This is a genomic window from Paractinoplanes pyxinae (assembly GCF_026626335.1).
GTDB classification, from domain to species: domain Bacteria; phylum Actinomycetota; class Actinomycetes; order Mycobacteriales; family Micromonosporaceae; genus Actinoplanes; species Actinoplanes pyxinae.
In genome coordinates this window covers 69,536-84,064 of record NZ_JAPNTZ010000010.1, presented here as the reverse complement: position 1 = coordinate 84,064, position 14,529 = coordinate 69,536, and the positions used below count along the sequence as shown (strand labels likewise).

Below are 14,529 nucleotides of genomic sequence, written 5' to 3'. Positions count from 1 at the left end.
CACTGACGCCACTCGCCCTGCCCGCCCAGCGGACAGCGGTCCGGAATCCCTCGAAAGGATGGGCGATGATCTTCCGCAACGGCCTCGTGCTCACGATGGACGACTCACATACCGTGCTCGAGAACGCCGACGTGCTCGTCGTCGACGACAAGATCGCCGAGATCGGGCCGAACCTGACCGCGCCCGGCGGCCACGAGGAGATCGACGCCTCCGGCGGCATCCTCATGCCCGGCATGGTCGACACCCACCGGCACATGTGGCAGACCGCGATGCGCGGCTACGGCGCCGACTGGACCCTCACCCAGTACTTCGTCTGGTACTACCTCGAGTCGGGCAAGCATTTCCGGCCCGAGGACATCTACGCCGGCAATCTGCTCGGCGCCCTGGAAGCGCTCGACTCGGGCGTCACCACCACGGTCGACTGGTCGCACGGGCTGCAGACCACCGACCACGCCGACGCCGCGGTGGACGCGCTCGAGGCCGTGCCGGGGCGGTTCGTGCTCGCATACGGCAACATCCAGCAGGGCCCGTGGGAATGGTCGACCTCGTCGGCTTTCCAGGACTTCTACCGCCGGCGCATCGACGGCGGGAAGCTGGCCGGCTTCCAGATGGCGTTCGACGTCACCGGCGACCCCGCGTTCCCCGAGAAGGCCGCCTTCGAGGTCGCACGGGAACTCGGCGTGCCGGTCACCACGCACGCCGGCGTCTGGGGCGCCACCAATGACGACGGCATCCGGCTCATGCACGACAGCGGCTTCATGACGCCCGGCAACGTCTACGTCCACGCGGCCACCCTGTCCAGCGACTCGTACCACCGCATCGCGGCCAGCGGCGGCTCGGTCTCGGTGTCGACCGAGAGCGAGCAGAGCGCCGGCCAGGGCTACCCGCCCACCTGGCAGCTGCGCCGGCACGGGATCCCGGTGTCGCTGTCGATGGACACCAGCGTGTGGTGGAGCGGCGACCTGTTCTCGGCGATGCGCACCACGCTGAGCGCCGACCGCGCCCGCGAGCACCTCGAGGCGCACGGCAAGCAGGAGACGGTCACCCACCACCACCTGCGGGCCGAGCATGTCGTCGACTGGGGAACCCGGGGCGGGGCGAAGGCGCTCGGGATGGACTCGTCGATCGGGTCACTGACGCCGGGGCGGCAGGCCGACGTGGTGCTGCTGAAGAACGACGCCTCGCCGGTCATGTTCCCCGTGCTCAACCCGTACGGGCATGTGGCCTTCCAGGCTCAGCGGGGCGACGTCCACACGGTGGTCGTCGGCGGCAAGGTGGTCAAGCGCGACGGCAAGCTGGTCGACGCCGACCTGGCCGCCGCGCGGGCCGAAGTGGAGGCCACCATCGACCACCTGCGCTCGACGCTGGGCGAGGAGGCGTGGAAGCGCGGCATGAACCCGGACATCCCGGAGGCCCGCATCCTGCACAACCCGTATCAGTACACCAAGTAGGGTCCCGTTCCATGACCGACATCGGAAGGGGCGCCGGACCCGACTTCATCGAGGCCCTGGCACGCGGCCTCGACGTCCTGCGCTCCTTCCGGCCGGGCACGCCGGCGATGACGCTCAGCGAGATCGCCGGCCACACCGGTCTGGCCCGCCCGACCGTCCGCCGCATCCTGATCACGCTCGAGGCACTGGGCTACGTGCGGGCCGACGGCAAGGGGTACGCGTTGACACCGCGCGTCCTCGAGCTCGGGATGGCGTACGTCAATGCCTTGAACATGTGGGACGTGGCCCGCCCGCACATGGAGAAGCTGGTCGCCCAGACCAACGAGTCGACCTCGATGGCCCAGCTCGACGGCAGCGACATCGTCTACGTGGCCCGGGTGGCCATCCCCAAGATCGTCACGCTGGCCGTCACCATCGGCACCCGCTTCCCGGCCCCGGCCACCTCGATGGGCAAGGTGCTGCTGGCCGCCCTGCCCGCCGACGAGCTGGCGGCGGTGCTCGACCAGCCGTCGCGGTCGGGCATCAACGCCCGCTGGCAGCCCACAGCGGCCGAGATCGACGCCTCGCTGCGGGAGGTGCGGGCCAAGGGGTGGGCGCTGGCCCACCAGGACCTGGCCCCCGGCATCCGCTCGATCGCCACCGGCGTACGGGACGGGGACGGCCGGGTGCTGGCGGCGATCAACGTGACCGTGCACGCGGCCGAGACGTCCGTCGAGACGCTGGTCGAGGAGCATCTGCCCAAGCTGCTGCGCACCGCGGCCGACATCGGGCACGACTGGTCGCTGACCGCGGCCGTACCGGCGATCACGGTCTGAGCGCTGCGGCGGCGGCCGAGCGGTGCCACCCTGATCGGGTGAGGCTCGTATCCGATCTCTTCGATCCCGAACCCGTCCGGTGGGGTCTGCGGGGTGACCCGTGGGTGTGGCGGGCCATGAGCGAGTACGTCAACGGCCTGGTCCTGCCGCCCTCGGTGGGTGAGGTCGAGCGACTGCTCAAGGCCACCTTCGACCGCGTGGTGGCAGTCGACCTGGCCACCGAGACTGCGCCGTGGGTCTACCGCGAGGAGTTCGCGCACGGCAGCGGCATGTCGAGCGGCAACGTCCACCTGGAGACGTGGCGGGCCGAGCTGTTGCCGACCCTGGTCGACCGCGCCCGCTCTCAGCTGAGCGGCTGAGCTCTCAGCAGGCGCCGGGCACGCAGGGGTCGGTGCGGCCCTCGCGCTCGGCCCGGTCGGCCTCCTCGATCGCGGCGTCGATGCGCTTGACCGAGTCGGGCGAGGCGGCCCCGGCGATCTCGTGGGCGATCTTGTGCAGCTGACGCACCTGCGCCGTGGTCAGGTTGTCGAAGACCAGGCGACGAGCTTCGCGTACGTGGGCGGGCGCGGCCGCCACCAGCGCGTCGTAGCCCTTGGTGGTCAGCGACGCCTGGACGCATCGGCTTTCGCCGTCACTGCCGGCCCGCCGCTCCACAAAACCCTGCCGTTCGAGCCGGCTCACCGCGTGCGACAGGCGAGACAGGGAGCCGCCGGCCAGGTGGGCCAGATTGCTCATCTGCACCGCGTGGTTCAGCGGCATCGACAGGTGGGACAGGATCGAATACTCGAAGAAATTGAGCCCGGAGTCGCGCTTGAGCTGGGCGTCTATGGCGGCCGGCAGGGTCATGAGCATGGTGATGAGGGTCATCCACGCCGCACGTTCCTCGCCGTCGAGCCACGGGGTCTCAGCGGGCGTGTCAATAGTCACGTCGAAAGAGTACCGCCCCTCCGCACTTGAATGTTCAAGCCGAAGGTGTCAGCATTCGACTTGAACATTCAACCCGTGTCAGGAGCAAGCACATGACCGTTCTGCGCATCGACTCGAGCATCCAGGGCCCCGTCTCGGCCTCGAGCGAACTGGCTGACGTGGCCGAGGCGGAATGGACCGCCACCCGCCCCGGCACCGCGTTCGTGCGCCGGCACCTCGGCGCCTCGCCCCTGCCGGCCGACGCCTGGGCGAGCGCCATCCACGCCAACTTCACGCCGGCCGACCAGCGCACCGACGCCCAGCGGGCCGCGGTCGCCCTGGCCCAGCAGCTGGCCGCCGAGGTGCGCGACGCCGACGCCGCGATCCTGGCCCTGCCGCTCTACAACTACGGCATCTCGCAGCACGTCAAGACCTGGATCGACCTGGTCATGGCCGGCGCCTCCGCGCCCGACGAGCGGCTGCTCGACGGCAAGCCGGTCATCGTGGTCACCACCCGCGGCGGCGGCTACGGCCCCGGCACCCCGCGCGAGGGCTGGGACCACAACACCGGGTACCTGCGCCGGGTCGTCGAGGACATCTGGGGCGGCGACCTCACGCTGATCGAGCGCGAGCTCACCCTGGCCGGAGTGAACCCGGCCATGGAGGCGCTGCGCGACACCGCCGAGCTGCTGAAGAAGACCGCCCACGAGGCCGCCACCCACGCCGGCCGCACGCTCGCCAGCCGCTGAACCATCCCGGTCTCTCGTTCGGCTATCGATTCGCTGTTGCGGGGCGGCGAAACGGAGTCGCCCCTGAATAAGATCGCCAACCATGGAGACCACCTTGGCGGCGGTGTACTGCGAGGGCTGGGACGACGGCATCGTCAACCCGCTCACTCCCGATCAGGCCGAATCACGCGATTCCGCCGGCGAGCCCTACTCGGTGGTGCTGCTCGCCGGCGGCCGCCCGCACTCGGTTCTGAACGTCTCCTGGGCCGAGGGCTACTGCGCCGTCACCCGCCTGAACACCGAGGGCGGCCGGGCCGCCGTCCACGAATTCCGCCGGGCCCGCGAGGGCGACCTGTTCCTGCGCGAGTCGACCACGTGGGACGGGACGCCCGGCGCCGGCGCCCGGCACCAGACCAGCTGGCAGCTCAACGGCCGGCGCAACGACTCGATCGAGCCGGCCGGCGACCGCGGCGGCCGCGGCGGCCGGCACACCTTCTCCGACGGGGGCTTCACGCCGCCGCGCCTGCCCATCCCGGCCTTCGGGCGGTGGAAGGCCCTGCTCGACAGCGCGGGCCGGGTCCACGCCGAAGCCTGCACCGGCCAGTTCGCCGAGGTCTGCGCGGTGCCGCGGGTGGTCGACGGCCCGTACCGCCTGGCCGCCGCGGCCGAACCCCACAACCTGCCGGTGCGCACCGCCGACGAACGCCCCTGGCACCCGCCGCGCCCGCTCCAGCCCCGCGGCCTGTCGACCCTGTTCCGCGACGGCGCCGAACGCACCGTCGGCGACCGCCGGATGCGCATCGCGACCCGCCCGGCCGGCAAACTCAACCTGCCCTCGGGCCACCTGGTCGCGGCCGACCCGTCCTCCCTGGACTACGGCGAAGAGCCGTTCCTGACGACCGTTCCGCCCGGCACCTACCCCGTGACGGTCAGCCTGGCCACCTTCACCGACGACCCCGCCCACACCCGCGTCGCCGCCGTCCGCCTGGACGTCAGCGACCGGCACCCCGTCCGCTGGGAACTGGCCCTGCGCGACGGTCAAGACCTGCTCGACCTGGGCTACGGCGAGTTCTTCGGCTTCGGTGTGGACGCCGGCATGGCCTGCTTCGTCGACGAGGACAACCGCGAACGCCTGACCGAGGAATGGCAGTCACTCGAGCTGCGCGATCCCCGCTACTTCTTACTCTCCGGCGGCGACATGATCGCCTGGTCCAGCGGTTGGGGCGACGGCGCCTACCCGACCTGGATAGGAAGGGACCACTCGGGTCGCGTGACGACATTCATCGCGGACATGCTGCTCTTCCCCTCCGACGACTGATCCGCCCCACCGAAGCCCGGCTCTGCATGTCGTAGCGGGTGGGGTTGTGGAGGTCAAGAGCGGCAGATCAAAGGCGATGTCGTAGCGGGGTGGGGGGTTACAGACCGTCGCTCCCGCCGAGGGCCGCGGCGGGGTGAGCTGGCCGCTGGCGCGTCCAGAACGCTCACCCCACCACGGCGACCTGCGTGAGTGGTTGCGCTCGAAGATCAAAACCTACGTCGGGGCCGGCGGACAGCGGCACGCATGGGGTTGGGCCGGGGGTCCGGCCGTTCAGGTAGGCGGCGGGCGGGACGCCCATCAGGGCGCGGAAGTCGCTGATCATGTGGGCCTGGTCGAAGAAGCCGGCGTCGTCGGCCACGGCCGCCCAGCCGCGAGTGCCGGCCAGCGTGAGGACTGTGCGCAGGCGGCCGATGCGGGCCACGTGCTTGGGTGACAGGCCGACGTCGCGGGTGAACAGGGTGCGCAGGCGCCGCTCACTGACGCCGGCCCGCGCGGCTACCTCGCCCAGCCGGGCGGTGGTTCCGGTGAGCTCGCCGATCGCGAACTCGACCAACTCGCCACCGTCCCGGAGTCCGCTTCGGCGCTTCGGCTCGCCGCCGTCCTGGGCCCCGCCTCGGCGTTCCAGCTCGGCTGAGATCCGGGCTCGGATCGCCGCCACCCGTTCGAGCGCGGGGTCGTCGGCCGGCGGCTGGGGAAGGTGGCCGGGGAGGCTGTGCGGGCGTAGCCGGTCGGGGAACGCATCTCGAGGCTGCGCCAGCCGGTCGACGTCGATCCAGCGGCTGGGCGCGAAGGCGGCCAACTCGCCGGCCAGGTCCACCGCGGCGCCGCCCCACAGGTCGGTCAGCCGGACCGCCCGGTTGACCAGGCGTTCCGGTGAGACGCCGAGCGCGGCCCGCACCCGGCTCGGGCGCACCGGCACCCGCACGCACGTGGTCGGCAGGCGCAGCGGGTGGTAGCGGCCTCTGGTCCGCGGGCCGGTCACGATCAGGTCGCTGTCGCCCTCCGGTGTTCTCCGGAAGACGACCGTCGTAGCCACCTCGGGCACCTGCACGAAGACCGCCATGCCGCCAACCTAGCCAGGTCGCTCGAGCCCGGCAGTACCGAATTCTCCAAGACGGGAGCGCGACTCCGGACGGTGCCGGATCTTCCAAGACGGCCGGCGGGCCGGCGGCCACGGTGGACCCATGATTCTGGTTACCGGTGCCACCGGCACCACCGGCTCCGCCCTGGTGCGGGAACTGCTCGACCGCGGCCGGGAGGTCGCCGCGATGACTCGCGCCCCGGCCCGTGTTCCGGAGCGCCCGGGCCTGACCGCCACCACCGTCGTCGTTCCGGCCGAGGCGATGTACCTGCTTCCGCCGGCCGCGCGCACACCACTTGACTACGAGCAGAACCTGCTCCGCGCCGCGAGAGAGGCCGGCATCCGCCGGGTCGTCCGGCTCTCCGCCATCGGAACCCCCGACACCGACCACGACCTGCCGCCCGGCCATCTCGGCGCCTGGCACTTCCAGGGTGAGCAGGCCCTGCGGCGCAGCGGCCTGGAGTGGACCGTGCTGCGGCCGTCCACCTTCGCCACGAACTCGCTGGCCTGGGCGCCCGGCATCCGGGCCGGCCGGCCGATCGTGAACCCGTTCGGCGACGGCCGGCAGGGCGTGATCGACCCGGCCGACATCGCGGCGGTGGCCGCCGAGGTGCTGACCGCCGACGGCCACCACGGGCGCACCTACACCCTGACCGGGCCGGAACTGATCACCGTGCCCGAGCAACTGGCCGTGCTGTCCGGGATCGTGGGCCGCCCGATCGAGGTGATCGATCGGGAGCCGTCCCCGGAGCTTTTCCCGCCCGAGATCGCCGAGGCCGCCACGGCCGGCGCCCGCCTGGTTCGCGCCGGCGGCAACGCCATCCTCACCCCGGACGTGGAGGAAATCACCTCACGCCGCCCGGCCACCTTCCGGATGTGGGCCGAGAGGGCGTGGGAGCCACTACTAGACGGCGCCTAATACCGGTCGTATTATGTGGCGCATGATACCGGCAGAGGAAGGCCCGGAGGCCGCGTCCGAACGGCAGGCGCAGCTTCTGCGTGGCTGCCTGGACATGTGCCTGCTGGCCCTGCTGGCCGACGAGCCGGCGCACGGGTACGAACTGGTGCGCCGGCTCGACACCGCCGGCTTCGGGACGGTGAGCTACGGCACCGTCTACCCGCTGATCACCCGGCTGCACCGGCTGGGCCTGGTCGCCAACGCGCTGCAGCCCAGCCCGAACGGGCCGCCCCGCAAGGTCTACCGGCTCACCGAGACCGGCCACGAGCGGCTGCGGTCCTGGAGCGAGCAGTGGGTCCACTTCGCCGGCGTCGTCAACGCCACCATCGCCGTCCGTCCACCGAAACCGGGAGCCGACCATGAGCACGCCGACGCCGGTCGTTGACCACCTGCTCGCCACGGCCGACCGGGAGTGGCGCGCGCTCGGCATCAACCGCAGCGACCGGACGACCCTGTCCGCCGACCTGCGGGCCGAACTCGAGGCGGCCGCCGCCGACGGGTTCGACCCCGCGCAGCTGGTCGGCGCCGACCCCGCCGGGTTCGCCCTGCGGGTCGCCGAGGAGGCCGGAGTCGGCCGGACGCCACCCCGCTACGGCCAGGTGCTCGGCGCGGCGACGGCGGGCGCGCTGCTCGCCATGGTGGTGGGATTCCTCGTGGTCATCGGCCTGCACCAGATTCTCGTGGCGCTGTTCGACCTGCCGCGCGGCTTGCACGTGCCGATCTGGCTGGCCGCCGCCGTCTTCTACGGCGGCGTAGCCGCGGCCGCGGTGACCGGCGCTGTCCTCACGGTCCGCATCGGCCTGCGCGACGCGCCCCGCATCCGCCACACGGCGGCCCGCATGGCCCTGCTGCTGCCGCCGGCCGTGGCCGCCTCGATCGCCGCCGCGGTCGCACTCGGCTGGTCGTTCGACTTCCCGCTGACCCCGGTGATCATGGCCGCCGAAGCCGCGATAGTCCTCGGCGGTTTCCTGGCCGCGACGACCCTGGCCCGCCGCTGGTCGGTCCGAACAGCCGCCTGACGGGCCCTGGTTCTCGGGTTTTCGGGCGCAACCACTCACGCACGTCGCCGTGGTGGGGTGAGCGTCCTGGACGCGCCAGCGGCCAGCTCACCCCGCCGCGGCCCTCGGCGGGAGCGACGGTCTGTAACCCCCCACCCCGCTACGACATCAAGGTTTTGACCTAGATGCTTTTGATCTTGCGCGGATCAGTGTCCGTTGAAGGCGTCTCGCATGCGGCTGAAGAAGCCACCCTGCTTGCTCAGCTCGGCCACGTCCTCGCCGCGGGTCTTGGCGAACTCGCGCAGCATCCGCTCCTGGTCGGCGGTGAGCTTGGTCGGCGTCTTGACGTCGAGGTGCACGAACAGATCGCCCCGGCCCTGGCCGCGCAGGTGCGGCACGCCCTTGCCGCGGATGCGCAGCGTGCTGGCCGGCTGCGTGCCCTGCTTGACCTCGATGCCCTCTTCGCTGTCGAGGGTCTTGATGGTCAGGCGGGTGCCGAGCGCGGCCGCCGTCATCGGGAGCGTGACGCGGCAGTGCAGGTCGTCGCCCTTGCGCGAGTAGACGTCGTGCGGGCGCTCGTGGATCTCGACGTAGAGGTCGCCGGGGGTGCCGCCGCCGGGGCCGACCTCGCCCTGCTGGGCCAGGCGGATGCGCATGCCGTCCTCGACACCGGCCGGGATCTTGACCGTGAGCGAGCGGCGGGTGCGGACGCGGCCGTCGCCGGCGCAGGTGGGGCAGGGGTGCGGGATAACCGTGCCGTGGCCCTGGCAGGTGGCGCAGGGGCGGCTCGAGACGACCTGGCCCAGGAAGGTGCGCTGCACGCTCTGCACCTCGCCCCGGCCGCCACAGGTCTCACAGGTGGCCAGGTGGGTGCCGGGCGCGGTGCCGGCGCCGGAGCACTGGGTGCACAGCACGGCGGTGTCGACGGTGATCGGGGCCTCGACGCCGAACGCCGTCTCGACCAGGTCGAGCTCGAGGCGCAGGATCGCGTCGGCGCCGGGACGGGTGCGCGGGCGCGGGCCGCGGGCGTTGCCGCCGGCCGCCGAGCCGAAGAACGCGTCCATGATGTCCTGGAAGCCGACGAACGGGCCGCCCGCGCCGCCGGGACCGCCGGGGCCCATGCCGCCGCCGGGGGCGAGCGGGTCGCCGCCGAGGTCGACGATCTGGCGCTTCTGGTCGTCGGACAGGACCTCGTAGGCCGCGTTGATGTCCTTGAACTTCTCGTGTGCTTCCGGATCGGGGTTGACGTCCGGGTGATATTGCCGAGCCAGTTTGCGGTAGGCGCGCTTGATCTCGTCGTCGGTGGCTTCCCGGCTCACGCCGAGAATGCCGTAGTAGTCCTTGGCCACGGGCTCCGCAATCCTCGTCAGTTCTGTGCTAGAAGGTCGCCCACGTAGCGTGCCACCGCGCGCACGGTCGCGATGGTGCCGGGGTAATCCATCCGGGTGGGCCCCAGCACACCGAGCCCACCGACAATCGTGGCGCCGGGGCCATAACCTGTGCTGACCACGGACGCCGACCGCAGGTTGTCGATCTGGTTCTCGTCACCGATCCGCACCCGGGTCTTGCTGGGCTCGAGATCGCCGATCAACTTCAGCAGGATGACCTCTTCCTCGAGGGCTTCGAGGACGGGGCGCAGCGTGCCCTGGAAGTCGAGCACGCCCCCACGAGTCAGGTTAGCCGTGCCCGCCAAGGCGAGGCGTTCCTCACTGCGTTCGACGAGCGTCTCGAGCAGCACCGAGGCCAGGCAGGCCATGGTGGCGCGGCTGCCGGGCGCGCAGTCGTCGACCAGGCCCTGCACCAGGGGCGGCGTGTCGGACAGGCGCTGGCCGGCCAGCTTCTCGTTGACCCGGCGGCGCAGGTCGGTCACGTCGTCGGCCGGGACGGGTTCGGGCAGTTCGACCAGGCGCTGCTCGACCCGGCCGGTGTCGGCGATCATCACGAGCATGAGGCGCGTGGTCGAGATCGGCACCAGTTCGAGGTGGCGCACCGACGAGCGGGCCAGCGAGGGGTACTGAACGACCGCGACCTGGCGGGTCAGCTGGGCCAGCAGGCGCACCGTGCGGTGCACCACGTCGTCGAGGTCGACGGCGCCGATGAGGAAGCGCTCGATGGCCCGGCGCTCGGCCGGGGTGAGCGGCTTGACCTTGCTGAGCCGGTCGACGAAGAGGCGGTAGCCGGCGTCGGTCGGCACGCGGCCGGCGCTGGTGTGCGGCTGCCGGATGTAACCTTCCTCCTCCAGCACCGCCATGTCGTTACGCACAGTAGCGGGCGACACGCCCAGCTGGTGGCGCTCGACCAGCGACTTGGAACCGACCGGCTCCTGCGTCTCGACGTAGTCCTCGACGATCGCGCGCAGCACCTCGAGCTTGCGGTCATCCAGACTCACAATGACCCCTCCCCCTCGGCTGATGCTTGGCACTCCCACGGACAGAGTGCCAGTCTACGTCGCCACCGGCGACAACGCGATGATCGCGTCGGCTCCTCTATTCACCGACTCGATCAGCATGTCGCCCTCGACCGCATTGAACTGCGGCTCTACGGTGTCAGCCATGACTGAACCACCTCGCCCGCCCGGTGAAGGTAACCCGAACGACCCGACGCGGCCGTTCAACCCATATGCGGCTAACGACCCGACTTCCGGTTCGACACCGCCTCCCCCGCCGCCCTACGGCGCTCCGCCGCCCACCTCGGGGGCCGGTTACGGCGCGCCGCCGCCCACGTCCGGATCCGGCTACGGCGCTCCGCCGCCCGGTTACGGCACGCCGCCGCCCTATGAAGGCGGCGGCTACCAGCAGCCCGGCTACGGCTACGGCGGTGGTGGCGGCACGGCTCAGGACGACAAGACCTGGGTGCTGATCGCGCACTTCGGCGGCGCGCTCGGCGCCTTCCTCGGCGGCGGCCTCGGCGGCTGGATCGCGCCGCTGATCGCGATGCTGGCCAAGGGCGGCCAGTCGCCCTACGTGCGGGCCGAGGCGGTCAAGGCGCTCAACTTCCAGATCGTCTGGACCATCGTCGGCATCATCGGCTGGGCCACGGCGTGCGCCGTGATCGGCTTCGTGATCATCCCGATCGCCGCGCTGATCTCCATCATCTTCGGTGTGATCGCCGGCCTGAAGGCGACCAACAACGAGCCGTACAACTATCCGATGACCATCAACCTGATCAAGTAGAGCCGCGCCGGGAACGGGGCCCGGCGCGTCACACCACGTCGCGGATCACCGCGTCGGCCAGCAGGCGGCCCCGCAGGGTGAGCACCAGACGGCCGTTCTCGTACGCCGCCGGGTCGAGCAGTCCGTTGGCCAGGGCCTGCTTGGCGCCCACCTGATCGACGCGGTCGAGCGCGATGCCCTCGCGCAGCCGGACCCGCAGCATCACGTCCTCGACGTGCCGGTCGTCGTCGCTCAGCAGCTCGCGGCCGTAACCCGGCGAGACGCCTTGAGCCAGCTTTTCCCCGTACGCGGCGGGGTGCTTGACGTTCCACCAGCGAACACCGCCGACGTGGCTGTGCGCCCCCGGTCCGAGCCCCCACCAGTCGGCGCCGGTCCAATAAAGCAGGTTGTGCCGGCACCGGGCCGCCTCGGACGTGGCCCAGTTCGACACCTCGTACCACTCGAACCCGGCCTCGCCCAGCGCCGCCTCGGCCGCCAGATAGCGGTCGGCCGCCACGTCGTCCGACGGGTAGGGGATCTCGCCGCGCCGCATGCGGGCGGCCATCCGGGTGCCGTCCTCGACGATCAGGGCGTACGCGCTGACGTGGTCGACACCGGCCTCGATCACCTTGCGCAGCGACTCGGCGAAGTCGCCGGCCGTCTCGCCCGGCGTGCCGTAGATCAGGTCGAGGTTGACGTGCTCGAACCCGGCCTCGCGGGCCTCGATCGCGGCCTGCGGGGCGCGGCCCGCCGTGTGCCGGCGGTCGAGGATCTTGAGCACGCCCGGGGCCGCCGACTGCATGCCCAGCGAGATCCGGTTGAAGCCGTGCCCGCGCAGGCGGCGCAGGTAGGCCGGGTCGACCGACTCGGGGTTGGCCTCGGTCGTCACCTCGGCGCCGGGCGCCAGCCCCCACGCCTCGTCGATGCCGTGCAGGATCCGGCCCAGATCGTCCGCGTCCAGCAGCGTCGGTGTGCCGCCACCGAAGAAAACAGTGTCGACGCGCTTCGGGCCGATCGTCTGACGGGCCAGGGCCAGCTCTTTCAAGACCGTTTCCGCGTACGTCTCCCGGCTGACGCCACCGCCGAGCTCACTGGCCGTGTAGGTGTTGAAGTCGCAGTAGCCGCAGCGGCTGGCACAGAACGGGACGTGGACGTAGACGGCGAACCCGTCCCGGCCGACGTGCGCCGTCGCGGAGTCGGGCAGGGACCCGTCCAGGGGTACGGGTTCGCCATCGGGAAGTGCGCCGGCCATCCGTCAAGTGTGCACGCCTGAAGTTAGGGTTCCGCCATGGCTCTGGTCCGTACCGTCACCGACGCCGGGGTGACCACCATGACCCTGGACTCCCCCGCGAACCGCAACGCCCTGTCCACCGCCCTCATGCGCGAGCTGCTGGACGCTCTCGCCGAGGCCCTCACCGACACCCGGGTGCGCGCTGTTGTGCTCTCGCACACAGGCACCGTCTTCTGCTCAGGCGCCGACTTGAAAGAGACCGCGGCCGCCCGCGCCGACGGCCGGGTGCCGGCCGAGATGATCGCCGACGTGCTCGCCGCCCTCTGGGAGTTCCCCAAGCCGGTCGTCGCCCGGGTCGCCGGGCCGGCCCGGGCCGGCGGTCTCGGGCTGATCGCGGCGGCCGACATCGCCGTCTGCACGCGCGAGGCCACGTTCGCCTTCTCCGAGGTCCGGCTCGGGGTGATCCCGGCCGTGATCAGCGCGACCGTGCTGCCCCGGCTGGCCCCGCGCGCGGCGGCCGAGCTCTACCTGACCGGCGACGTCTTCGACGGTGTCCGGGCGGCCGAGATCGGGCTGGTCACGGCGGCCGTGGCAGCCGAGGAGCTGGACGGCAAGGTGCGCGGCTACTGCGACAGCCTGGTCCGCGGCGGCCCGCTCGCCCTGGCCGGGACCAAACAACTGTTGCGGCGTACGGCGGTCCGGGGTGAACTGGCCGAGCTGTCGGCCCGGTCGGCGGGCTATTTCCGCTCGGCCGAGGGGCGCGAGGGCATGGCCGCGTTCCGTGAGAAACGGCCCGCCGCCTGGGTTCCCGCCGCTCCGACATCGGACGGGTGACGCCGTGCGGGTGACCTCGTTGACTACTCTTGTCGCCTGAACAACAAGAGGGTGGGGGTGCGGGTGCGCAAGACACCGGTCGTGGTGCTGGCGATTGTCGCGCTCGTCGGTGCGCTCGGCGTCTTCGCGGTCGTCAACACCTTCTCCGGCAGCATCAAGCTGCCCAAGATCGGGCCGGAGTGCACCGTCCGGGCCGACGGCGAGGTCACCCTCGACTACGTGCAGATGGCCAACGCGGCCACCATCACGGCGGTCGGGCTGCGCAAGGGCATGCCCGAACGGGCCGTGGTGATCGCCCTGGCCACCGCCTTCCAGGAGTCGAAGCTCGAAAATCTGGACGACGGCGACCGCGACTCGGTCGGCCTGTTCCAGCAGCGGCCCAGCCAGGGGTGGGGCACCTTCGAGCAGATCAAAGACCCCCGGTACGCGGCCGACAAGTTCTACTCGTCGCTCAAGAAGGTCAAGAACTACCAGAAGATGCGGGTCACCGACGCGGCGCAGAAGGTGCAGCGGTCGGCCTATCCCAACGCGTACGAGAAATGGGCCGACGAGTCGGCGGTGCTGGCCCGTGCGCTGACCGGCCGGGCCACCGGCGCCGTGGAGTGCAGTGTCAGCGGTTCCCCGGTGCAGCGCGGGGCGGCCGCCGCGACCGCGCTGTCCAAGGGACTACGGCTCGACTGGGGCAAGGGCCTGCCCGAATCGGCCACGGCCACGGAGGCCGCGCGGCTCACGGTCAAGGTCAGCAGCGCGAGCGCGGGCTGGCGCTACGCGCACTGGCTCGTGGCGCACGCCTCGGCGACGGGTCTCGAACGGGTACGTTTCGGCGATCTCGAATGGCACGCGCCCGACGGGCGGTGGCAGGCGGTGAGCGCGGACGGTGGCCCCGGCGCCGGCCGGGTGGTCGCCGAAGTCTTCAGCTGACGTCGCCTTTCGGACCAGCCCCGAAAGTTTCGGTCCATCGATCGACTACTAGGCGTGATGACGAACGTCCTGAGTGCGCAGTTGCGTAGCGTATACATCGACATGGACAGACAGCTACCGCCCTGGTACTAAGTAG

At 71.4% G+C, this 14,529-nt stretch carries 16 protein-coding genes; 11 read left to right on the top strand and 5 right to left on the bottom strand.

The window, feature by feature from the left end; translation table 11 throughout:
• Positions 1–65 precede the first annotated feature (65 nt).
• From OWR29_RS27430 to OWR29_RS27420, 3 genes are read left to right on the top strand one after another with little or no spacing between them, the layout of a single operon-like run.
• Positions 66–1,451 (top strand): amidohydrolase family protein, encoded by a 1,386-nt coding sequence (locus OWR29_RS27430; protein ID WP_267566149.1) that lies wholly within the window; start codon positions 66–68, stop codon positions 1,449–1,451.
• 11 nt (positions 1,452–1,462) lie between these two features.
• Positions 1,463–2,266 carry an IclR family transcriptional regulator domain-containing protein gene (locus tag OWR29_RS27425; RefSeq protein WP_267566148.1) on the top strand — a complete coding sequence of 268 codons (804 nt, stop codon included), beginning with the start codon at positions 1,463–1,465 and terminating at the stop codon, positions 2,264–2,266.
• A 38-nt stretch (positions 2,267–2,304) separates the two neighbouring features.
• Complete coding sequence (locus OWR29_RS27420; RefSeq protein WP_267566147.1) at positions 2,305–2,625, top strand: hypothetical protein; 321 nt, start codon at positions 2,305–2,307, stop codon at positions 2,623–2,625.
• Between the two features lie 4 nt (positions 2,626–2,629).
• Here OWR29_RS27420 and OWR29_RS27415 read toward each other — a convergent pair whose 3' ends face one another.
• Positions 2,630–3,193 (bottom strand): MarR family winged helix-turn-helix transcriptional regulator, encoded by a 564-nt coding sequence (locus OWR29_RS27415; protein WP_267566146.1) that lies wholly within the window; start codon positions 3,191–3,193, stop codon positions 2,630–2,632.
• 92 nt (positions 3,194–3,285) lie between these two features.
• Here OWR29_RS27415 and OWR29_RS27410 point away from each other — a divergent pair, with 92 nt between their 5' ends.
• Together OWR29_RS27410 and OWR29_RS27405 are read left to right on the top strand one after the other, a co-directional pair.
• Positions 3,286–3,921 (top strand): FMN-dependent NADH-azoreductase, encoded by a 636-nt coding sequence (locus OWR29_RS27410; protein WP_267566145.1) that lies wholly within the window; start codon positions 3,286–3,288, stop codon positions 3,919–3,921.
• Positions 3,922–4,003: 82 nt separating this feature from the next.
• Positions 4,004–5,218: a DUF4241 domain-containing protein gene (locus OWR29_RS27405; protein ID WP_267566144.1), complete on the top strand. Its 1,215-nt coding sequence runs from the start codon at positions 4,004–4,006 to the stop codon at positions 5,216–5,218.
• 163 nt (positions 5,219–5,381) lie between these two features.
• Here the strand turns inward: OWR29_RS27405 and OWR29_RS27400 are convergent, their stop codons facing one another.
• Positions 5,382–6,281: an AraC family transcriptional regulator gene (locus OWR29_RS27400; protein ID WP_267566143.1), complete on the bottom strand. Its 900-nt coding sequence runs from the start codon at positions 6,279–6,281 to the stop codon at positions 5,382–5,384.
• A 121-nt stretch (positions 6,282–6,402) separates the two neighbouring features.
• Between OWR29_RS27400 and OWR29_RS27395 the strand changes: the two genes are divergently transcribed.
• Genes OWR29_RS27395 through OWR29_RS27385 form a run of 3 tightly spaced genes read left to right on the top strand, consistent with a single transcriptional unit; the run spans position 6,403 to position 8,276 of the window.
• Positions 6,403–7,218, top strand: coding sequence for an NAD(P)H-binding protein (locus OWR29_RS27395; RefSeq protein WP_267566142.1), 816 nt, complete (start codon positions 6,403–6,405; stop codon positions 7,216–7,218).
• Positions 7,219–7,240: 22 nt separating this feature from the next.
• The gene (locus tag OWR29_RS27390) at positions 7,241–7,642 is read left to right on the top strand and encodes a PadR family transcriptional regulator (RefSeq protein WP_267566141.1); all 402 of its coding nucleotides are present in this window, start codon (positions 7,241–7,243) and stop codon (positions 7,640–7,642) included.
• A complete protein-coding gene (locus OWR29_RS27385) occupies positions 7,617–8,276 on the top strand; it encodes a hypothetical protein (protein ID WP_267566140.1) in 660 nt (219 codons plus the stop codon). Before OWR29_RS27390 ends, OWR29_RS27385 begins: the two co-directional genes overlap by 26 nt.
• Before the next feature lie 185 nt (positions 8,277–8,461).
• Here the strand turns inward: OWR29_RS27385 and dnaJ are convergent, their stop codons facing one another.
• Complete coding sequence (dnaJ, locus tag OWR29_RS27380) at positions 8,462–9,604, bottom strand: molecular chaperone DnaJ (RefSeq protein WP_267566139.1); 1,143 nt, start codon at positions 9,602–9,604, stop codon at positions 8,462–8,464.
• Between the two features lie 17 nt (positions 9,605–9,621).
• The gene (hrcA, locus tag OWR29_RS27375) at positions 9,622–10,644 is read right to left on the bottom strand and encodes a heat-inducible transcriptional repressor HrcA (protein ID WP_267566138.1); all 1,023 of its coding nucleotides are present in this window, start codon (positions 10,642–10,644) and stop codon (positions 9,622–9,624) included.
• 163 nt (positions 10,645–10,807) lie between these two features.
• Between hrcA and OWR29_RS27370 the strand changes: the two genes are divergently transcribed.
• The gene (locus OWR29_RS27370) at positions 10,808–11,428 is read left to right on the top strand and encodes a DUF4870 domain-containing protein (RefSeq protein ID WP_267566137.1); all 621 of its coding nucleotides are present in this window, start codon (positions 10,808–10,810) and stop codon (positions 11,426–11,428) included.
• A 28-nt stretch (positions 11,429–11,456) separates the two neighbouring features.
• On the opposite strand, the gene hemW is transcribed toward OWR29_RS27370, so the two are convergent.
• Positions 11,457–12,659 carry a radical SAM family heme chaperone HemW gene (gene hemW, locus OWR29_RS27365; RefSeq protein ID WP_267566136.1) on the bottom strand — a complete coding sequence of 401 codons (1,203 nt, stop codon included), beginning with the start codon at positions 12,657–12,659 and terminating at the stop codon, positions 11,457–11,459.
• Positions 12,660–12,695: 36 nt separating this feature from the next.
• Between hemW and OWR29_RS27360 the strand changes: the two genes are divergently transcribed.
• Positions 12,696–13,472 carry an enoyl-CoA hydratase-related protein gene (locus OWR29_RS27360; protein ID WP_267566135.1) on the top strand — a complete coding sequence of 259 codons (777 nt, stop codon included), beginning with the start codon at positions 12,696–12,698 and terminating at the stop codon, positions 13,470–13,472.
• A gap of 57 nt (positions 13,473–13,529) precedes the next feature.
• A complete protein-coding gene (locus OWR29_RS27355) occupies positions 13,530–14,393 on the top strand; it encodes a hypothetical protein (RefSeq protein WP_267566134.1) in 864 nt (287 codons plus the stop codon).
• Positions 14,394–14,529: the final 136 nt, after the last annotated feature.